The 18,326-nt window shown below is 34.0% G+C and carries 26 protein-coding genes; all 26 read left to right on the top strand.

Features of this window, described 5'->3' with window-relative positions; all coding sequences use genetic code 11:
* The first annotated feature begins 5 nt into the window (after window positions 1-5).
* On the top strand, window positions 6-2,129 hold the full coding sequence (fusA, locus tag B4H69_RS03460) for an elongation factor G (RefSeq protein ID WP_180905902.1): 2,124 nt from the start codon (window positions 6-8) through the stop codon (window positions 2,127-2,129).
* A gap of 10 nt (window positions 2,130-2,139) precedes the next feature.
* Window positions 2,140-2,445 carry a 30S ribosomal protein S10 gene (gene rpsJ, locus B4H69_RS03455; protein WP_019974208.1) on the top strand — a complete coding sequence of 102 codons (306 nt, stop codon included), beginning with the start codon at window positions 2,140-2,142 and terminating at the stop codon, window positions 2,443-2,445.
* A 713-nt stretch (window positions 2,446-3,158) separates the two neighbouring features.
* Window positions 3,159-4,721: a hypothetical protein gene (locus B4H69_RS03450; RefSeq protein ID WP_180905903.1), complete on the top strand. Its 1,563-nt coding sequence runs from the start codon at window positions 3,159-3,161 to the stop codon at window positions 4,719-4,721.
* A gap of 8 nt (window positions 4,722-4,729) precedes the next feature.
* On the top strand, window positions 4,730-6,928 hold the full coding sequence (locus B4H69_RS03445) for a M60 family metallopeptidase (RefSeq protein WP_180905904.1): 2,199 nt from the start codon (window positions 4,730-4,732) through the stop codon (window positions 6,926-6,928).
* A 194-nt stretch (window positions 6,929-7,122) separates the two neighbouring features.
* Complete coding sequence (gene rplC / locus B4H69_RS03440; RefSeq protein ID WP_038335606.1) at window positions 7,123-7,752, top strand: 50S ribosomal protein L3; 630 nt, start codon at window positions 7,123-7,125, stop codon at window positions 7,750-7,752.
* The gene (gene rplD, locus B4H69_RS03435; RefSeq protein ID WP_038335460.1) at window positions 7,743-8,372 is read left to right on the top strand and encodes a 50S ribosomal protein L4; all 630 of its coding nucleotides are present in this window, start codon (window positions 7,743-7,745) and stop codon (window positions 8,370-8,372) included. Before rplC ends, rplD begins: the two co-directional genes overlap by 10 nt.
* A 10-nt stretch (window positions 8,373-8,382) precedes the next feature.
* Window positions 8,383-8,667: a 50S ribosomal protein L23 gene (gene rplW / locus B4H69_RS03430; RefSeq protein ID WP_038335466.1), complete on the top strand. Its 285-nt coding sequence runs from the start codon at window positions 8,383-8,385 to the stop codon at window positions 8,665-8,667.
* 15 nt (window positions 8,668-8,682) lie between these two features.
* Complete coding sequence (rplB, locus tag B4H69_RS03425) at window positions 8,683-9,507, top strand: 50S ribosomal protein L2 (RefSeq protein WP_038335472.1); 825 nt, start codon at window positions 8,683-8,685, stop codon at window positions 9,505-9,507.
* A gap of 3 nt (window positions 9,508-9,510) precedes the next feature.
* Window positions 9,511-9,789, top strand: coding sequence for a 30S ribosomal protein S19 (gene rpsS, locus B4H69_RS03420; protein ID WP_019974202.1), 279 nt, complete (start codon window positions 9,511-9,513; stop codon window positions 9,787-9,789).
* Between the two features lie 9 nt (window positions 9,790-9,798).
* Window positions 9,799-10,215, top strand: coding sequence for a 50S ribosomal protein L22 (gene rplV / locus B4H69_RS03415; RefSeq protein ID WP_125349696.1), 417 nt, complete (start codon window positions 9,799-9,801; stop codon window positions 10,213-10,215).
* A gap of 4 nt (window positions 10,216-10,219) precedes the next feature.
* Window positions 10,220-10,942, top strand: coding sequence for a 30S ribosomal protein S3 (gene rpsC, locus B4H69_RS03410; protein WP_135835269.1), 723 nt, complete (start codon window positions 10,220-10,222; stop codon window positions 10,940-10,942).
* A 36-nt stretch (window positions 10,943-10,978) separates the two neighbouring features.
* Complete coding sequence (gene rplP / locus B4H69_RS03405) at window positions 10,979-11,398, top strand: 50S ribosomal protein L16 (protein WP_038335490.1); 420 nt, start codon at window positions 10,979-10,981, stop codon at window positions 11,396-11,398.
* Window positions 11,399-11,420: 22 nt separating this feature from the next.
* Complete coding sequence (gene rpmC / locus B4H69_RS03400; protein ID WP_038335494.1) at window positions 11,421-11,609, top strand: 50S ribosomal protein L29; 189 nt, start codon at window positions 11,421-11,423, stop codon at window positions 11,607-11,609.
* 16 nt (window positions 11,610-11,625) lie between these two features.
* Entirely contained in the window at window positions 11,626-11,880 is a 255-nt protein-coding gene (gene rpsQ, locus B4H69_RS03395) for a 30S ribosomal protein S17 (protein WP_019974197.1), read from the top strand.
* Between the two features lie 8 nt (window positions 11,881-11,888).
* Window positions 11,889-12,257, top strand: a complete 369-nt coding sequence (gene rplN / locus B4H69_RS03390) for a 50S ribosomal protein L14 (RefSeq protein ID WP_019974196.1) — start codon at window positions 11,889-11,891, stop codon at window positions 12,255-12,257.
* 9 nt (window positions 12,258-12,266) lie between these two features.
* Complete coding sequence (gene rplX / locus B4H69_RS03385; RefSeq protein ID WP_038335509.1) at window positions 12,267-12,581, top strand: 50S ribosomal protein L24; 315 nt, start codon at window positions 12,267-12,269, stop codon at window positions 12,579-12,581.
* Window position 12,582: 1 nt separating this feature from the next.
* Window positions 12,583-13,146, top strand: coding sequence for a 50S ribosomal protein L5 (gene rplE / locus B4H69_RS03380; RefSeq protein ID WP_038335516.1), 564 nt, complete (start codon window positions 12,583-12,585; stop codon window positions 13,144-13,146).
* A gap of 6 nt (window positions 13,147-13,152) precedes the next feature.
* The gene (gene rpsN / locus B4H69_RS03375; RefSeq protein WP_019974193.1) at window positions 13,153-13,422 is read left to right on the top strand and encodes a 30S ribosomal protein S14; all 270 of its coding nucleotides are present in this window, start codon (window positions 13,153-13,155) and stop codon (window positions 13,420-13,422) included.
* Window positions 13,423-13,540: 118 nt separating this feature from the next.
* Window positions 13,541-14,137, top strand: a complete 597-nt coding sequence (locus B4H69_RS03370) for a hypothetical protein (protein ID WP_280045547.1) — start codon at window positions 13,541-13,543, stop codon at window positions 14,135-14,137.
* A gap of 248 nt (window positions 14,138-14,385) precedes the next feature.
* Window positions 14,386-14,787: a 30S ribosomal protein S8 gene (gene rpsH / locus B4H69_RS03365; RefSeq protein ID WP_019974187.1), complete on the top strand. Its 402-nt coding sequence runs from the start codon at window positions 14,386-14,388 to the stop codon at window positions 14,785-14,787.
* A gap of 22 nt (window positions 14,788-14,809) precedes the next feature.
* Window positions 14,810-15,355: a 50S ribosomal protein L6 gene (gene rplF, locus B4H69_RS03360; protein WP_180905909.1), complete on the top strand. Its 546-nt coding sequence runs from the start codon at window positions 14,810-14,812 to the stop codon at window positions 15,353-15,355.
* 13 nt (window positions 15,356-15,368) lie between these two features.
* Window positions 15,369-15,722 (top strand): 50S ribosomal protein L18, encoded by a 354-nt coding sequence (gene rplR / locus B4H69_RS03355; protein WP_180905910.1) that lies wholly within the window; start codon window positions 15,369-15,371, stop codon window positions 15,720-15,722.
* Between the two features lie 16 nt (window positions 15,723-15,738).
* Entirely contained in the window at window positions 15,739-16,260 is a 522-nt protein-coding gene (gene rpsE / locus B4H69_RS03350; protein WP_114999014.1) for a 30S ribosomal protein S5, read from the top strand.
* Window positions 16,261-16,271: 11 nt separating this feature from the next.
* Complete coding sequence (gene rpmD / locus B4H69_RS03345) at window positions 16,272-16,451, top strand: 50S ribosomal protein L30 (protein WP_038335538.1); 180 nt, start codon at window positions 16,272-16,274, stop codon at window positions 16,449-16,451.
* 30 nt (window positions 16,452-16,481) lie between these two features.
* Window positions 16,482-16,937: a 50S ribosomal protein L15 gene (rplO, locus tag B4H69_RS03340; RefSeq protein WP_114999016.1), complete on the top strand. Its 456-nt coding sequence runs from the start codon at window positions 16,482-16,484 to the stop codon at window positions 16,935-16,937.
* Between the two features lie 15 nt (window positions 16,938-16,952).
* Window positions 16,953-18,323, top strand: a complete 1,371-nt coding sequence (gene secY, locus B4H69_RS03335; RefSeq protein ID WP_038335544.1) for a preprotein translocase subunit SecY — start codon at window positions 16,953-16,955, stop codon at window positions 18,321-18,323.
* Window positions 18,324-18,326 lie beyond the last annotated feature (3 nt).

The raw sequence follows: 18,326 nt of genomic DNA, 5'->3' as shown, positions 1-18,326 counted from the left end.
ACACGATGGCAAGAGATTTAAAATACACAAGAAACATTGGTATTGCTGCTCACATCGATGCAGGAAAAACTACAACGACAGAGCGTATCTTATTCTATTCAGGTAAGAATCATAAAATTGGAGAAACTCACGAAGGATCAGCTACAACTGACTGGATGGAGCAAGAGGCTGAAAGAGGTATTACAATTACTTCTGCAGCTGTAACAGTAGATTGGACATTCCCAACAGAACAAGGTAAACCATTACCAGACGCTAAAGGATACCACTTTAATATTATCGACACTCCTGGTCACGTTGACTTTACAGTAGAGGTAAACCGTTCTTTACGTGTTTTAGATGGTTTAGTTTTCTTATTCTCAGCAGTAGATGGAGTTGAACCTCAGTCTGAAACAAACTGGCGTTTAGCAGACAACTATAAAGTTCCTCGTTTAGGTTTCGTTAACAAAATGGACCGTCAAGGAGCTGACTTCTTAAATGTATGTCGTCAAGTACGTGAAATGTTAGGATCAAACGCTGTTCCTATCGTATTACCAATCGGTGACGAAGCAGACTTTAAAGGAGTTGTAGATTTAATTAAAAACCGTGCAATTGTATGGCATGATGAGAATCATGGTTCTACATTTGATGTTGTTGAAATCCCAGCTGATATGGTTGACGATGTAAGACAATTCCGTGGTCAATTAATTGAAGAAGTAGCTGCGTACGACGAGAACTTATTAGAGAAGTACATGGAGGACGAAAACTCTATTACTGAAGAAGAAGTTCACGCTGCATTACGTGCTGCAACATTAGATATGTCTATCATCCCAATGACTTGTGGATCTTCGTTCAAAAACAAAGGTGTACAATTCATGTTAGATGCTGTATGTCGTTACTTACCATCACCAAGTGATAAAGAAGCGATCCCAGGAACTGACCCAAAAACTGATGAGCCTATCACAAGAAAGCCTTCAGTTGATGAGCCATTCGCAGCATTAGCATTCAAAATTGCTACTGACCCATTCGTAGGTCGTTTAGCATTCTTCCGTGCTTATTCAGGTGGATTAGACGCTGGATCTTACGTGTTAAATACTCGTTCTGGTAACAAAGAACGTATTTCTCGTATCTTCCAAATGCACGCGAACAAACAAGAACCTATCGAGAGAATCGAAGCAGGTGATATTGGAGCTGCAGTAGGTTTCAAAGATATCAAAACAGGAGATACTTTATGTGACGAAAAAGCACCTATCGTATTAGAGTCTATGGACTTCCCAGATCCAGTAATTGGTATCGCAGTTGAGCCTAAAACGAAAGCTGACGTTGATAAATTAGGTATGGCTTTAGCTAAATTAGCTGAAGAAGATCCAACATTCCAAGTAAAAACTGATGAGGCTTCTGGTCAAACAGTTATTTCTGGTATGGGTGAGTTACACTTAGATATCATCGTTGACCGTTTAAAACGTGAATTTAAAGTAGAGGTTAACCAAGGAGAGCCTCAAGTAGAGTACAAAGAATCATTCTCTCGTCCAGCTAATCACCGTGAGGTTTACAAAAAACAATCAGGTGGTCGTGGTAAATTTGCTGATATCGTTTTCGAAATGGGACCAGCAGATGAAGGAAAAGTAGGTTTAGAATTCGTTTCTGAAATTAAAGGTGGTAACGTTCCAAAAGAATTTATCCCTTCTATTGAGAAAGGTTTCAAAGCTGCAATGAAGAATGGACCTTTAGCAGGATTCGAAATGGATTCGTTAAAAGTTACTTTAAAAGATGGATCTTTCCACCCTGTGGATTCTGACCAATTATCTTTCGAGTTAGCTGCTCAAATGGGTTATAAAGCCGCTGCAAAAGCTGCTGGTGCTCAAATCTTAGAGCCTATCATGAAGTTAGAGGTTTTAACTCCAGAAGAAAACATGGGTGACATTGTAGGTGACTTAAACCGTCGTCGTGGTCAAGTATCAGGAATGGATGATAGAAATAACGCTAAAGTTATTAAAGCTATGGTTCCATTAGCAGAAATGTTCGGATATGTAACTTCATTACGTACATTATCTTCTGGTCGTGCTACATCTACAATGGAATTCGATCACTACGCTCCAGCACCAACAAACGTGTCTGAAGCTGTAATCGCTAAAGCAAAAGGTAACGCTTAATTCAAGAAAAATGAGTCAAAAAATTAGAATAAAATTAAAATCTTACGATTATTCTTTAGTTGATAAATCAGCTGAAAAAATCGTAAAAACTGTAAAAGCTACAGGAGCTGTTGTTAATGGACCAATTCCATTACCAACTCACAAAAGAATCTTTACAGTTTTAAGATCTCCACACGTTAACAAAAAATCTCGTGAGCAATTTCAATTATCAGCTCACAAAAGATTATTAGACATTTATTCTTCTTCATCTAAAACAGTTGATGCTTTAATGAAGTTAGAATTACCTAGTGGTGTTGAAGTAGAAATTAAAGTATAGTTAGCTGTATTTTAAATAAATATAAACCCTGAGACGTGCACATCTCAGGGTTTTTTTTATTAATAGATATTGAAATAAGATAAAAGTTAAATGAATTTTAATAATTTCTTATCTATTATTAGTTGTGCTAAGAACTAAGTTAAATTTTATTTAGTAATAGTTTTATAGCTCATAATTTGACCTCTCAAGGACTTTTGAAAAAGAAGTTCGTGTTTATAGTTTATCTTCGATCACTTCAATACAAGAAAAAGTACGTTCATAATTTATCTTTTGTGTATAGGTTTAAAGTTTTTTTTCTAGTATCATATCGCATGATTACTTAAATAGTATTTAAACCTTTATTTACTTTCTCTTTTTCTCATAATTTAGATAATAATAATTCAAAATTATCCAAATTTGACATTTGCTATAGTAATAAAATCCTAATTTCTTCTGTAGAATCATTAGATAACATTTGTTATTGACGACTCTTTTATAAAAAAAATTATTGCTTCCTAAATAATATTTTCTCTTTCCTGTGTCGAAGTCTAAGTTGTTTTTAATAAAAATCTTATTTAATTAATAAGCATTTATAAACAAGTTTTAATGAGTTGTATTTCATAAGAATTGAATAATTAACTCGCTGAATAAATTGATATTCAATAAATTATGTTGTGAAATATTTTGAAAAATCCTTTTTTCATTTTTTCTTTGCGTTAACTAATTTTAAAACTATGAAGAAAAATTTATTCAGTTTTGTCTTAGTCGTAATGTTATCTTCAATTTCTTACGGACAAATAGGCATAAACACAGATAAACCTACATCAACATTGGATGTTTCTACTAAAAAAAATGGCTCGATTCTAGAACCACAACCTTATGGAATTCAAGCTCCACGTCTAACAAAACAAGAGTTGTCAAATTTACCTGCGAATACATATGGTACCAATCAAGAAGGGGTAATTATATATATAAATAATGTGACAGGAAACAACTTTGTCGACTCAACTAAAAAAATCACAAAAGAAGGTTATTATTATTACAATGGTAAAGAATGGATAACAATGGAAGGAAGTTCTTCTGCTTTTGGAGGTTGGAATATTGTAGGGACAGAAGCTAACGGTACTACTAGTTCACAAAATATTTATCAAATGGGAAGAGTAGGAATCAATACTGACAATCCAATTCATCAGTTAGATGTCAACGGAACAATGAAAATTAAGAATCTTACAAATGGAGATGCTTCAGTAGTTAATGATGATTTCGGCTTATATAATCAAAATGCTAACTCTTGGATGAGATTTGCTGTAAAAGGAAGTGATAACAATGAAAATGGTAAATCTGCAATAGCTTTCTATACAACAGCTACAGAGGCTAAACCAAATGGAGGTTCGGGAACAGCAGCTATGATGATAGCTGGAGGGCGTGTAGGTATAGGAACAAATAATCCCGATACTAATTATAAACTTAATGTTATAGGGAATTCACGCTTTAATGATAAAATAGTAACTGGTAAAAATTTATCGATTGAGGGAGATACAGGAGTAGACAGTAAATATCTTTTAAGTTTACAAGTAGCTAAATCTGGAACAACTTACGGAAGAATGGATACAGATAGAGGAATGAGATTTCATGAAAATGGCAATAACGTAGCGGAAATCACAGCAGGTTTGGTAGGTGCTTCAAATTTAAATATACCTAATGATGATTCGAACAGATACCTATCATTTAAAGTGAGGAATACAGATAATATTAATTCATCTACAATGATTATTAGAAGTTATGGTGATAAATCTCAAGACAGTAGAGTTGGAGTGGGAACGGTTAATCCAGGAAACAAATTGGAAGTAACAAGTGGGACAGAGGGTAATTCTGGATTACGCTTAACAAATATTAAAAACGCAGAAAGTTTAGCAACGAATGAAAATGGTGATATTGTAGCGATATCTTCTAATAAAATGAATGTTACTCTAGCCGCAAATCAATCAACAAATTCAATTAACTTAAAATCAGGAGGAGAGTCAAGTGCGGTCGTTAGAATATTAGATAGTTGTGGTCAAAGAATTTCTTTCAAACTTTTTGTAACAGGAGAAGGAAGCAATTGGGGCTTTGACTATGATAGTGGTACAGTGGCGTCGAAAGGTACTGCAATTACAACTATTACTTCTCAAAAAATATCTAATAAAGAGATGAAAATAACAACAACAGGGTTGTTATGTAGCTCAGGAGGATATAATGGAACAGTTAATTTTACCGCTAAAGTAGAAGATGGTAAATTAGTAATAACAAATAGTTAATGTTAAATATGAAAATATATCTAAAGTTTATAACATTAATTAATTGTTTGTTCTTTATAAATTTTTCTTACGCAAAAATAACTGAAGTAAACAAAAATAAAGAATTGGCTAATGTCATTACAGATCCTGTAATTGTGGAAGTAAAACAATTATTGAGTACATGGACTGATCGCGAAAGATTAGGAACTCAATTTCCTCAAGCTGATTTTACAATATCAGGAATATATTTACCCGCAGGAAATTCGTTGACTGTAAAAGTTGAAACTCTGATCAATCCAACTGATGGTGCGAAACCTATGATTGTATTAGGAACGCCAGGAAGAGATGGCGAAGAATGGAATCTCCCTAAATTTACGTTAAACGAAGGTGTGAATACGATCAAGCCACAGCTAACAGGGAAGATGGTTTATATAAGATACGTTTCAGAAAATAAAACTCCGAGTGGTAAAGTAAGAATTAGTTTCGAAAATACAACAGAATATATCAAACATCCTTTATATATACAAGGAACAACTACGGTAAACGATTTTATTAATCAGATGAAAGAAGCACCAGCAGAAGTTGATGCTATAATGACAGATAATAAATATTCTATACTTGTTTTTCCTTCGGTATCTATTTTGAAATTTCTTTTACCTGGAGATAAACAATACAGTCCTAATAATATTGATTTTTTATTAAAATTATACGAACGAATAATGAAAATATCTTGGGATGGAATGGGGCTTAGCGATAGTGACCCTAATCCATTGCATCATCTTCCAAGTACTGACAATAGGCTTTTTGTAACAGAGAGTAGAGTATCTTTAGGAGATGCTGTAATGAATGCGGTAAATTATCGCATAATGGTATCTAATTCAGATTCTCAGATAATAAAAATGCTGAGTCCTACAGAATTGTATGGGAACCCTTGGGGTGTTGCTCACGAATATGGACACTTAATGCAACAAAACAATGTGAAACCAAATAGTATGGGGGAGGTTAGTGTAAATTATTATGTAGTTAATGTAAAAGAAGTTTTTGATAAAGAATTAGGTTTACCACCATTTATTAGAAAGAATAAATCTTACTGGGATAATATGATAGATAAACTTTCTCATCCAAAAGAAGAACCTAATTATTGGAGAAGTAGTGGTGATGATATGTTTTCTTTTTTTGATCAACTGAGAGTTATTTTTGGAAATGATATTTTTAGAGTACTTTCTAGAATTGTTAGAGAACAAGGAAATCAAAGTTTAGATTTAAGCGATGACGATGAAAAAAAATATAATTTATTGAGTAAACTAATAGAAATAACTGGATACGATTTAAGATATACTTTTGAAAAATGGGGAATGTTAAAAAGCTTAAATCCATATTATAAAGAAAGTATTAATAGATTAATTGAAGAAAGAAATATTCAACCATCTTCATATGACGAAGTTTTTTATCTTGTTACTCCATATAGCACTCCTAATCCATTACCTGTACTACCTCTACCTTTGCAAGGTATAAAAACATATACAAACACTGATTTGCAACCAACAAATGAGTTAGATTCAAAAAACAAATATTGTAATTACGAAAGTAAAACAGGGGATTTTAAAGATACAAGAGATGGAAAAATCTATCCGTACAAAACATATGGAAACAAAGATTGGTTTATGACAAATTTGAACTACGCAGATTCAGAATCAATAGCCGTTCCTACAGATCTTACAGGGCAAGTTTATGGCAAATATTATTTTATTGCTTCGAGTAAAAATGTATGTCCTTCTGGATGGAGTTTGTCTTCTTATTCTGATTGGCAAGATTTAATTTTTTTTGTAAAACAAAATTATGAACTGAACGATTCTCAAACAATAGCTTCATTAAAATGTGGAGGAGATAGAGATAAAGTTACAGACGGTTTGTGGGGAAAAGGGCCGGGAAGCTATTCAGAACAAGAATTAATAAACAAAGTAGGTTTTAATATGTTGCCAGCAGGATTGTACGATTCCAACATAGCTGGTTACGAAACAAAAAAAGATGAACTTGGGTCTGGAGCCCGATTTAAGACAGAAAATTGGTTTGTCCAGAATTTTGATAAATATACTGATGTGACAAGTAGAAATAATCGAAATAGTAGACATTCTAGCTCTGTAAGATGTGTAAGAACATCTGTAAATGCAAACAATGTTCAGTCAAAAGCAAATTTCGAAATTGAAATAATAAATGAGAATAATTAGAATATGAAATTTATTTATTCAAAAATTTTAATTAAAATGAAGTTGAAATAACTTGATATAAAAATAATTAGAACTAATTTTGTTGTTTACAAATTAATTCATACATTTGCATGCTAATTTTAGAGAAGATCTCTAGTGGTCGAAAGTCCACATTCTCTGAAATATTAAACAAATTATTAACATATTTTAATCAAATGTCAGGTATCATTGGTAAAAAAATCGCGATGACTAGCTTATTTGATGAGAACGGGAAAAATATTCCTGTGACAATCGTAGAGGCTGGGCCATGTGTGGTTACTCAAGTCAGAACCGTAGAGAAAGATGGGTACGTTGCTGCTCAACTTGGTTTCGATGACGCAAAAGAAAAAAACACGACTAATGCTTTAAAAGGTCACTTTAAAAAAGCAGGAACGACTCCAAAGAGAAAGTTAGTTGAGTTTTACGGTGAAGAATTCGTGAACTCTTTAACTCTAGGAGGAGAAGTTAACGTTGAATTATTCAACGAAGGAGAATTTGTAAGTATTACAGGTACTTCAAAAGGAAAAGGTTTCCAAGGTGTTGTTAAACGTCATGGTTTCGGTGGGGTAGGTCAAGCTACACACGGTCAACATAACCGTTTAAGAGCTCCAGGTTCTATCGGTGCTGGTTCAGATCCATCTCGTGTATTCAAAGGAATGCGTATGGCTGGAAGAATGGGTGGTAAACAAGTTACTGTTCAGAACTTAAAAGTACTTAAAGTGGATACTGAGAAAAATCTTTTAATTGTTAAAGGTGCTATCCCAGGTCCTAAAAATTCATACGTAATCGTTAGAAGATGGAAGTAGTAGTATTAAACATCAAAGGTCAAGAAACTGGAAGAACAGTATCTTTAGACGAGGCAGTTTTCGGAATTGAGCCTTCTACACACACAGTGTACTTAGAAGTTAAACAATATTTAGCAGCTCAACGCCAAGGAACGCACAAAGCAAAAGAAAGAGCTGAGATTGCGGGATCAACTCGTAAAATCAAAAAGCAAAAAGGAACAGGTACAGCTCGTGCTGGTTCTATCAAATCTCCAGTGTTTAGAGGAGGAGGTAGAGTTTTCGGACCACGTCCAAGAAACTACTCTTTCAAATTAAACAAAGCACAAAAGAGATTAGCTAAAAAATCAGTTTTATCACAAAAGTTAGCTGAGAATGAAATCAAAGTTGTTGAAAACTTTTCTTTCGAAGCACCAAGAACTAAAGAGTTCAAAACTGTTTTAACTGATTTAGGATTAGAGAACACAAAATCATTATTCGTATTAGGTGAATCTAATAGCAATGTATATTTATCTTCTCGTAACTTACAAAAAGTTAAAGTTGTTACAACTGAGGAATTAAATGTATTTGATTTAATCAATGCTTCTCAAATCGTATTTTTAGAAGGTTCTTTAGCAACAGTTCAAGAAAATTTAACAAAATAAGACGAAGAAAATGGGAATCATAATTAAACCAGTAATTTCAGAAAAAGCAACTAATAACAGTGAGTTGTTAGGGCAATATTCGTTTTATGTAGACACAAAAGCTAACAAAATTCAAATTAAAGAAGCTGTAGAAAAAACTTACGGTGTATCTGTAGTTTCTGTTAGCACTTTAGTATCTGCTCCAAAAGTAAAAACTCGTTACACAAAAACAGGTTTTCAAACTGGAAAAACAAATAAGTTGAAAAAAGCGATCGTTAGCTTAGCTGAAGGTCAAGAAATAGAGTTGTTCGGATAATTTAAGAATTAAAAAATGTCAGTAAGAAAATTAAAACCTATCACCCCGGGACAACGTTTTAGAGTGGTTAATGAATTTGCGGCAGTAGATAAAAATGCTAAGCCAGAGAAGACATTAGTTGAAGGAAAATCTAAATCGGGTGGACGTAACAACACTGGTAAAATGACAATGCGTTATATCGGTGGTGGACACAAACAAAAATATCGTATCATCGACTTCAAACGTGATAAAGAAGGTGCTGCAACTGTAGAATCTGTACAATATGATCCAAACAGAACTGCATTCATCGCTTTATTATCTTACGAAGATGGTGAAAAACGTTACATTATTGCTCAAAATGGTTTGAAAGCTGGACAAGTAATTGTTTCAGGTGAAAACGTAGAACCAGAAGTAGGTAATGCTATGAAGCTTAAAAACATGCCATTAGGTACAGTAATCTCTTGTATTGAGTTACGTCCAGGGCAAGGAGCGGTTATGGCAAGAAGTGCAGGTACTTATGCTCAATTAGTTGCGCGTGATGGTAAATATGCTATCGTTAAGTTACCAAGTGGTGAATCAAGAATGATTTTAGTGGAGTGTAAAGCAACAGTAGGTGTTGTTTCTAACACAGACCATCAGTTAGAAGTTTCTGGTAAAGCTGGTCGTTCTAGATGGCAAGGTCGTCGTCCAAGAACTCGTCCAATGGTTATGAACCCTGTAGATCACCCAATGGGTGGTGGTGAAGGTCGTGCGACAGGAGGTATCCCTCGTTCTCGTAACGGTATTCCAGCGAAAGGTTACAAAACTCGTGACAAGAAGAAAGCGTCTAACAAATATATTGTTGAAAGAAGAAAAAAATAATTTATGGCACGTTCATTAAAAAAAGGACCATTCATCCACTATAAATTAGAAAAGAAAGTTCTTGCTAACGTAGAAAGCGGTAGCAAAAACGTGATCAAAACATGGTCAAGAGCATCAATGATTTCTCCTGATTTTGTTGGTCAAACAATCGCAGTACACAACGGAAAGCAATTTATTCCTGTTTATGTTACTGAGAACATGGTAGGTCATAAATTAGGTGAGTTCGCTCCTACACGTACTTTTAGAGGTCATGCCGGAGCTAAAAACAAAGGAAAAAAATAGTAAAGGGCCATGGGATCTAGAAAAAGATTAAGTAACGAAAGAATCAAAGAAGCTAACAAGCAGATAGCTTTTGCGAAATTAAATAATGTTCCTACTTCTCCTCGTAAGATGAGATTAGTAGTAGATATTATCCGTGGAGTTGAAATTCAAAAAGCTTTAGGTATTTTAAAATATACTAAAAACCACGCTTCAATCCGTTTAGAAAAATTGTTATTAAGCGCTATCGCTAACTGGCAAATCAAAAATGAAGGAGCTGATGTTGAAGAAGCTGGATTATATGTAAAAGAAATCTCTGTTGATAGTGCACGTCAATTAAAAAGAATTCGTACTGCACCTCAAGGAAGAGCACATAGAATCAGAAAACGTTCAAACCATGTAACTTTGGTTTTAGGAACTAAAGAAGATAAACAAAAAGTACAAGATTAAGAATATGGGACAAAAAACTAATCCAATCGGAAATCGTTTAGGAATCATCAGAGGATGGGATTCTAACTGGTACGGTGGAAATGATTACGGTGATAAAATTGCAGAAGATGCAAAAATTCGTACTTATTTAAGAGCACGTTTGTCTAAAGCCGGAGTTTCTCGTATTTACATCGATCGTACTTTAAAATTGGTTACAGTTACTGTAACTACTGCTCGTCCAGGTATCATTATTGGTAAAGGTGGACAAGAAGTTGACAAATTAAAAGAAGAGTTAAAGAAAATCACTGGTAAAGAGGTTCAAATTAACATCTTCGAAATTAAGAGACCAGAATTAGATGCAATCTTAGTAGGGGATAGTATCGCTCGTCAAATTGAGAATCGTATTTCTTACCGTCGTGCTATTAAAATGGCAATTCAATCAGCAATGAGAATGAACGCAGAAGGAATCAAAGTTCAAATCTCTGGTCGTTTAAACGGTGCAGAGATGGCACGTTCTGAAACTTATAAAGAAGGACGTATTCCTTTGTCTACATTCCGTGCAGACATTGATTACCACATTTCAGAAGCTCATACAACTTACGGTCGTTTAGGGATCAAAGTATGGATCATGAAAGGTGAGGTATATGGTAAGAGAGAATTATCTCCATTAGTTGGATTACAGAAAAAACAGAAAAAATCTGAAAACAACAGAAAAGGAGGTGAAAGATCTAATAATAGAAAGCGATAATTTAGTTTAACAACTAACATAAAGAATTAAGTAGATATGTTATCACCGAGAAGAGTAAAGTTTAGAAAAACCCAAAAAGGTAAGATGAAAGGTGTTTCTCACAGAGGAACTCAATTAGCTTACGGGACTTTCGGGATCAAATCTTTAGACGAAGCGTTTATTACAGCACGTCAAATCGAGGCAGCTCGTATTGCTGCAACTCGTTTCATGAAGAGAGAGGGTCAATTATGGATTAAAATATTTCCAGATAAACCAATTACTAAGAAACCAGCAGAGGTACGTATGGGTAAAGGTAAAGGTGCACCAGAATATTGGGTAGCTCCTGTACAACCAGGTCGTATCTTATTCGAAGTAGGAGGTGTGCCAGTAGAGGTTGCAACTGAAGCATTGCGTTTAGCAGCTCAGAAGTTACCTGTTAAGACTAAGTTTATCGTTGCACGTGATTTCCAAAATTAATAATTTCAAAAATTAAGAAAAAATGAAAGCAGCAGATATTAGAAATCTAAGTGTTGAGGAGTTACAAGCTAAAATAGCTGAAGAACAAGCGAACTACGATCAATTAAAATTGACAAACGCTGTTTCTCCTGTAGCAAATCCAATCGGTATTAGAGACTTACGTAGAACAATTGCTCGTTTGAATACCGTGTTAAACGAAAAACAATCATAACAGTAATCTGTAACTGATGGAAAGAAAATTAAGAAAAGAAAGAGTAGGTTTAGTTACATCAAACAAAATGGAAAAAACCATTGTTGTAGCTGAAACTAAGAAGCAAAAGCACCCATTCTATGGGAAATTCGTTTTAAAAACGAAGAAATATACAGCGCACGACGAAAATAACGAGTGTAACGAAGGTGACACAGTGCGTATCATGGAGACTCGTCCTTTGTCTAAAAACAAAAGATGGAGATTAGTAGAAATCATTGAAAGAGCTAAATAAGATAAGTTATGTTACAACAAGAATCTAGATTAAAAGTTGCAGATAACACAGGAGCTCGTGAAGCATTAGTAATCCGCGTTTTAGGTGGTACTAAAAGAAGATACGCATCAGTAGGTGACAAAATCGTAGTTGCGATCAAAGAAGCTACACCTTCAGGAAACGTTAAAAAAGGTGCTGTATCAAAAGCTGTTGTAGTTAGAACTAAAAAAGAAGTTCGTAGAAAAGACGGTTCATATATCCGTTTCGACGATAATGCATGTGTATTATTGAACACTCAAGGAGAAATGCGTGGTACTCGTGTATTCGGTCCAGTTGCTCGTGAGTTACGTGATAAAGAATATATGAAAATTGTATCATTAGCCCCAGAGGTATTATAATAGAACAACATGGCAAAGTTAAAAATTAAAAAAGGAGACAAAGTAGTCGTTTTATCAGGATCTAACAAAGGTCAAACTGGTACTGTGTTACGCGTATTCCCTGACAAAGCTAAAGCTATCGTTGAAGGGGTTAATATTGCAAAAAAACGTGTAAAGCCAAGCGCACAAAATCCACAAGGTGGAGTTGTTGAAAAAGAAGCTCAAATCTATTTATGTAAATTGGCTTTAGTAGATCCAGAAACTGGGAAAGCAACGAAAGTAGCGATCAAAGAAGAAGGAGGGAAAAAAGTAAGAATTGCTAAAAAATCAGGAAAAGCTATCTAAGATGAGTACAACAACATACACACCTCGTCCGCAGGTTAAATATAAAGAAGAGATTGTAGCTGCTCTTAAAGAAGAGTTCGGATACAAATCTATTATGCAAGTTCCTAAATTAGAGAAAATTGTTTTATCTCAAGGTTTAGGTGCGGCTACAGCTGACAAAAAAATCGTTGATTACGCTATCGAAGAGTTAGAATTAATCACTGGTCAAAAAGCAGTAGGAACAATTTCTAAGAAAGATGAAGCAGCTTTCAAATTACGTAAAGGAATGCCAATTGGGGCTAAAGTAACTTTACGTGGTGAGAAAATGTACGAATTCTTAGACCGTTTAGTATCTGCAGCTTTACCACGTGTACGTGATTTTAGCGGTATTTCTTCTACAGGTTTCGACGGTAGAGGTAACTATAACTTAGGTATCAAAGAGCAAATTATCTTCCCAGAAATTAATATTGATAAAATCAAGAAAATTCAAGGTTTAGATATTACCTTTGTAACTTCAGCGAACACAGATAAAGAAGCAAAAGCTTTATTATCTAAATTCGGATTACCATTTACTAAAGAAAAATAAGAAGTCATGGCTAAAGAATCAATGAAAGCGCGTGAGCGCAAAAGAGAAGCATTAGTTGCTAAATATGCTGCGAAACGTCAAGCTTTATTAGAAGCTGGTGACTACGAAGCATTACAAAAATTACCTAAAAACGCTTCTCCTGTACGTTTACACAACCGTTGTAAATTAACAGGTCGTCCAAGAGGATACATGAGAACTTTCGGGATCTCTCGTGTAACTTTCCGCGAAATGGCGAATGAAGGGTTAATCCCAGGTGTTAAAAAAGCGTCTTGGTAATTTACCAATAGCTTTAGAAATATTAAATCCTTACTCTTTATTGAGTAAGGATTTTTTTTGTGTATTAATGCATGCTTTAGCTATATTTACACAACATATTATCAGACAAAATATATTTATGGGACCTCTATTTGTTATCCTATTTCATTTGATTTTCATCTTTATTGTAGCAAGTATTTTAGCTTTTGTATTTACAACATTTAGTGCATTCTCTAAGAATCGTAAGAAACGAAAAATTGTATTTGCTCTTTTATCGCCTTTTGTATTTTGTTACAGTTTTTATTTTTTTGCACTTATTGGTAGCGGAATTGTTTCGTCAATCAAAGATGTTGATATGGGAATTGGAGATTATTGGTATGTTCCGCTGAATGACAATGTAAAATTAAGTTTTATAGATTCTTCTGACAATTGTTTCTTAGAAACTGATCAGGAACAATTACCAAATGTTAAAGAAATTCAGCAAATCAAAAATGACTATTATATCAAAACAAGCGATAATAGTTATTTACTCAAAAATGATTCGGATGATTTTATTGAAACAATTATTCCCTCAGAAGTTAAACTATTGGATAGTTGGGATTTCTATTTTAAAAAGAAGTTTGAAGTTGCCGGAAGCTTATTAATATTCTTTGGAATCATTTCCTTGGCTTTATCTTGTTTTGTCATCTATTTATTAAAAATGATTGTGATTGGACGTAACGTTTCCAAATCATAATTTTAGATGATTATTTCTAAATTGATTTTAAAAATGAGTTTTGAATAAATTTTTTATCAAATGAATTTCAATAATAACTCATCAAACAAGCTTTTTGACTACGGCTTAGCGCTTTAAAAATAAATTATTTAGATTAATAGTTTGTAATTAAAAAATATGCAATATATTTGCAACCCAAATGCATAGTGCATTTTGGTAAAAGTTTAATTTTAAAAGTAGTGCTTACGCGCTATACTATAGAATTATTTATGTATACAGATCCAATTTCAGATTTTCTAACTCGTGTTAGAAATGCAATGATGGCAGGACACAAAGTAGTGGAAATCCCTGCATCTAAAATTAAAAAAGAGATCACTAAGATCTTATTTGAACAAGGTTACATCTTGAACTACAAATTCGAAGGACAAGATCAACCTCAAGGAACAATCAAAATCGCTTTAAAGTACGACAAAGTTACTAAAGAGCCAGCTATCCGTAAAATCAAGAGAGCTTCAACTCCAGGTTTACGTCAATACGCAGGATCTAAAGAATTACCTCGTGTATTAAACGGTTTAGGTGTTGCTATCATCTCAACTTCTAAAGGTGTGATGACAGACAAACAAGCTCGTCAAGAGAATGTAGGTGGTGAAGTTTTATGTTTTGTTTATTAATCTTTTAAAAAATTAAGAAATTATGTCAAGAATAGGACACGCACATATCAACATCCCTGCTGCAGCAACTGTTGAATTTAAAGATAACGTAGTTACTGTAAAAGGTAGCAACATTACAATGACAAGAGAGTTAAAAGAAGGATTTGATGTAACAATCGAAGACGGAGTTTTAACTGTAGTTCGTCCAAACGATTCTAAAGATAACAAAGCTTTACATGGTTTATACCGTTCATTAATCAATAACATGATTACTGGTGTAACAGAAGGTTTCAAAAAACAATTAGAATTAGTTGGTGTTGGTTATAGAGCATCTAACAACGGACAAAAATTAGATTTGTCATTAGGTTTCTCTCACAATATCGTTATTGAATTACCTACAGAAATTAAAGTTGAAACTTTAACAGAAAAAGGTAAAAACCCTATTATTACATTATCATCTCATGATAATCAATTATTAGGAATGATCGTAGCGAAAATTCGTTCTTACCGTAAGCCAGAGCCTTACAAAGGAAAAGGAATTAAATACGTAGGAGAAATTATTAGAAGAAAAGCAGGTAAATCTGCATAAAAATCATTGAAAAATGGCATTATCTAAAGTAGAAAAAAGACAAAAAATAAAAAGACGCGTGCGTCGAAATATTTTTGGAACAGAAACTAAACCTCGTTTATCAGTTTACCGTTCTAACAAAGAAATTTACGCTCAAATTATTGACGATAACAATGGAGTAACTTTAGCTTCTGCATCATCTCGTGAAAAAGGTGTTGCTGTAGAAGGTACAAAATCTGAAGTTTCTGCATCAGTTGGTAAAGCATTAGCTGCTAAAGCTGTTGCAAAAGGAATTGAAACTGTAGTTTTTGATCGTAACGGTTTCGTGTATCATGGTAGAATCAAAGCTTTAGCTGAAGGAGCTAGAGAAGGTGGATTAAAATTCTAAAAAAGAGAAAGAAATTATGTTAGGATTTAAAAACGTAGAAAGAGTAAAACCAACAGGTTTAGATTTAAAAGATCGTTTAGTTGGAGTACAACGTGTTACTAAAGTAACAAAAGGAGGTAGAGCATTTGGTTTCTCTGCAATCGTAGTAGTAGGTGACGGAAACGGAGTAGTAGGTTACGGATTAGGGAAATCTAAAGACGTAGCTTCTGCAATCGCTAAAGCTATCGAAGATGCTAAGAAAAACTTAGTACGTATCCCATTATTTAACAACACAATTCCTCACGAACAAGAAGCTCGTTTCGGTGGTGCGCAAGTATTCATCCGTCCAGCATCTAAAGGTACAGGGGTAATTGCAGGTGGTACAGTACGTGCGGTATTAGAATCAGTTGGTGTACATGATGTATTATCAAAATCAAAAGGTTCTTCTAACCCTCACAACGCAGTAAAAGCTACATTCCGTGCTTTATTAAGCTTACGTTCTGTAGAAACTATTGCTCGTCAAAGAGGTATTTCTGTAACTAAAGTATTCAACGGTTAAAAAAAAGTAAAATGAGCAAAGTAAGAGTAAAACAAACACGTAGTGCAATCAACCGTGATAAATCTCAAAAAGCTACATTAGTTGCTTTAGGTTTGAAAAAGTTGAATCAAGTTGTTGAGCACGAATCAACTCCTCAAATTGAAGGAATGATCCGTAAAATCTCACACTTAGTAGTAGTAGAAAGAGCTTAATCGCTTTTAACCTTTTAAAAATTATTAAAAATGAATTTAAGTAATTTAAAACCAGCTGCTGGTTCAGTACAAAATAAATTCCGTAAAGGTAGAGGTGAAGGTAGTGGAAACGGTTTGACAGCAGGTCGTGGACACAAAGGTGCTAAATCTCGTTCTGGTTATTCAAGAAAAATCGGTTTCGAAGGTGGACAAATGCCTTTACAAAGACGTTTACCTAAATTTGGTTTCAAAAACATCAACAGAGTTGAGTACACTGGAATCAATTTAGATACAATTCAACAATTAGTTGATAACAACAAAATTACAGATACTTTAAACAAAGAAACATTAGTTCAGTTAGGATTAGCTCACAAAAATGACTTAGTGAAAATTTTAGGTCGTGGAGAGTTAAAAGCAACTGTTAATGTTACTGCTGATAAATTCACTCAAACAGCTCAAGAAGCTATTGTGAATGCAGGAGGTAAAGTAGAATTAGTTAACGCTTAAGAATATATTTTATAGATGAAAGGGTTTATACAGACCATAAAAAATATCTGGAGCATAAAAGAATTGAAGGATAAGTTACTTGTAACTATCCTTCTATTGTTGGTTTATAGATTCGGTTCTCATATTCCACTTCCAGGTGTCGATATTAACGAGGTTAATCGTTTTGTTGCAGACCAAGAAAATGCAAATTCAGGAATTTTAGGATTATTAAACTCTTTTACCGGAGGTTCTTTTAAGAGAGCTTCCGTATTTGCGTTAGGAATTATGCCTTATATCTCTGCTTCGATTGTTATACAATTGATGGGATTAGCAGTACCTTACATCCAAAAACTACAAAAAGAAGGAGAAAGCGGACGTAACAAAGTAAATCAAATTACGAGATGGTTGACAATCGGGATTTGTTTAGTGCAAGCACCAGCATACCTTACATTGGTAACTTCTCAAATTTTACCTTACGATCCAACTTCATCATATGCTATCTATGTAATTCCTCCAACCAACTTTTGGTTCTGGTTCCCTTCAACAATCATTTTGATTACAGGGACAATCTTTGCCATGTGGATGGGAGAAAAAATTACTGACAAAGGTATAGGTAACGGTATTTCAATCTTAATTATGGTTGGTATCCTAGCCGACTTACCAAAAGCAATATTTAATGCATTTGAAGTAGACCCTTCAAACGGTATTTTCTTCTTGATAGAAATGTTAGGGTTAATCCTAGTTATTGCAATGTGTATTATGATTGTTGCAGCGGTGCGTAAAGTACCAGTACAATATGTAAGAAGAGCGCAAACTTCAAGTAGCTCATATATGAGATCAGTTACAGACTCTGTACGTTCATATATTCCACTTAAAGTAAATGCAGCAGGTGTAATGCCTATTATCTTCGCACAAGCAATTATGTTTTTACCAGGAACATTGGCAAACTATTTCTTAGACGAAGGAAGTCCAGTAAAAGCATTCTTCGCGAAAATGGCAGATCCATTTACGTGGGAATACAATTTGATCTTCGGATTACTAATTATTATCTTCACATATTTCTATACTGCAATCACAATCCCAGTAAACCAAATGGCAGAAGATCTTAAACGTAACGGAGGAATCATCCCTGGAATCCGTCCTGGAAAAGAAACTGCAAATTTTTTAGACGAAATTTTATCAAAAATTACGTTACCTGGAGCAATTTTACTAACTTTGCTTGCTGTTTTGCCAGCGATTGTAAAATTATTAGGTGTAGAACAGAGCTTAGCAATGTTCTTTGGAGGTACATCAATGTTAATTATGGTGGGAGTTATCTTAGATACTGTACAACAAATTAATACATATTTATTAAATCACCGTTACGATGGTTTAATGTCTTCAGGTAGAACTTCAAGAGATATCTAATAA

Source organism: Empedobacter sp. UBA6745, from assembly GCF_002453775.1.
Taxonomy (GTDB): Bacteria; Bacteroidota; Bacteroidia; order Flavobacteriales; family Weeksellaceae; genus Empedobacter; species Empedobacter falsenii_C.
This window is presented reverse-complemented; position numbering and strand designations above follow the sequence as displayed.

Bases quoted from the DNA above. Each gene is read 5' to 3' on its own strand.
- fusA (WP_180905902.1), top strand. From the start codon at position 6: ATGGCAAGAGATTTAAAATACACAAGAAACATTGGTATTGCTGCTCAC.
- rpsJ (WP_019974208.1), top strand. From the start codon at position 2,140: ATGAGTCAAAAAATTAGAATAAAATTAAAATCTTACGATTATTCTTTA.
- B4H69_RS03450 (WP_180905903.1), top strand. From the start codon at position 3,159: ATGAAGAAAAATTTATTCAGTTTTGTCTTAGTCGTAATGTTATCTTCA.
- B4H69_RS03445 (WP_180905904.1), top strand. From the start codon at position 4,730: ATGAAAATATATCTAAAGTTTATAACATTAATTAATTGTTTGTTCTTT.
- rplC (WP_038335606.1), top strand. From the start codon at position 7,123: ATGTCAGGTATCATTGGTAAAAAAATCGCGATGACTAGCTTATTTGAT.
- rplD (WP_038335460.1), top strand. From the start codon at position 7,743: ATGGAAGTAGTAGTATTAAACATCAAAGGTCAAGAAACTGGAAGAACA.
- rplW (WP_038335466.1), top strand. From the start codon at position 8,383: ATGGGAATCATAATTAAACCAGTAATTTCAGAAAAAGCAACTAATAAC.
- rplB (WP_038335472.1), top strand. From the start codon at position 8,683: ATGTCAGTAAGAAAATTAAAACCTATCACCCCGGGACAACGTTTTAGA.
- rpsS (WP_019974202.1), top strand. From the start codon at position 9,511: ATGGCACGTTCATTAAAAAAAGGACCATTCATCCACTATAAATTAGAA.
- rplV (WP_125349696.1), top strand. From the start codon at position 9,799: ATGGGATCTAGAAAAAGATTAAGTAACGAAAGAATCAAAGAAGCTAAC.
- rpsC (WP_135835269.1), top strand. From the start codon at position 10,220: ATGGGACAAAAAACTAATCCAATCGGAAATCGTTTAGGAATCATCAGA.
- rplP (WP_038335490.1), top strand. From the start codon at position 10,979: ATGTTATCACCGAGAAGAGTAAAGTTTAGAAAAACCCAAAAAGGTAAG.
- rpmC (WP_038335494.1), top strand. From the start codon at position 11,421: ATGAAAGCAGCAGATATTAGAAATCTAAGTGTTGAGGAGTTACAAGCT.
- rpsQ (WP_019974197.1), top strand. From the start codon at position 11,626: ATGGAAAGAAAATTAAGAAAAGAAAGAGTAGGTTTAGTTACATCAAAC.
- rplN (WP_019974196.1), top strand. From the start codon at position 11,889: ATGTTACAACAAGAATCTAGATTAAAAGTTGCAGATAACACAGGAGCT.
- rplX (WP_038335509.1), top strand. From the start codon at position 12,267: ATGGCAAAGTTAAAAATTAAAAAAGGAGACAAAGTAGTCGTTTTATCA.
- rplE (WP_038335516.1), top strand. From the start codon at position 12,583: ATGAGTACAACAACATACACACCTCGTCCGCAGGTTAAATATAAAGAA.
- rpsN (WP_019974193.1), top strand. From the start codon at position 13,153: ATGGCTAAAGAATCAATGAAAGCGCGTGAGCGCAAAAGAGAAGCATTA.
- B4H69_RS03370 (WP_280045547.1), top strand. From the start codon at position 13,541: ATGGGACCTCTATTTGTTATCCTATTTCATTTGATTTTCATCTTTATT.
- rpsH (WP_019974187.1), top strand. From the start codon at position 14,386: ATGTATACAGATCCAATTTCAGATTTTCTAACTCGTGTTAGAAATGCA.
- rplF (WP_180905909.1), top strand. From the start codon at position 14,810: ATGTCAAGAATAGGACACGCACATATCAACATCCCTGCTGCAGCAACT.
- rplR (WP_180905910.1), top strand. From the start codon at position 15,369: ATGGCATTATCTAAAGTAGAAAAAAGACAAAAAATAAAAAGACGCGTG.
- rpsE (WP_114999014.1), top strand. From the start codon at position 15,739: ATGTTAGGATTTAAAAACGTAGAAAGAGTAAAACCAACAGGTTTAGAT.
- rpmD (WP_038335538.1), top strand. From the start codon at position 16,272: ATGAGCAAAGTAAGAGTAAAACAAACACGTAGTGCAATCAACCGTGAT.
- rplO (WP_114999016.1), top strand. From the start codon at position 16,482: ATGAATTTAAGTAATTTAAAACCAGCTGCTGGTTCAGTACAAAATAAA.
- secY (WP_038335544.1), top strand. From the start codon at position 16,953: ATGAAAGGGTTTATACAGACCATAAAAAATATCTGGAGCATAAAAGAA.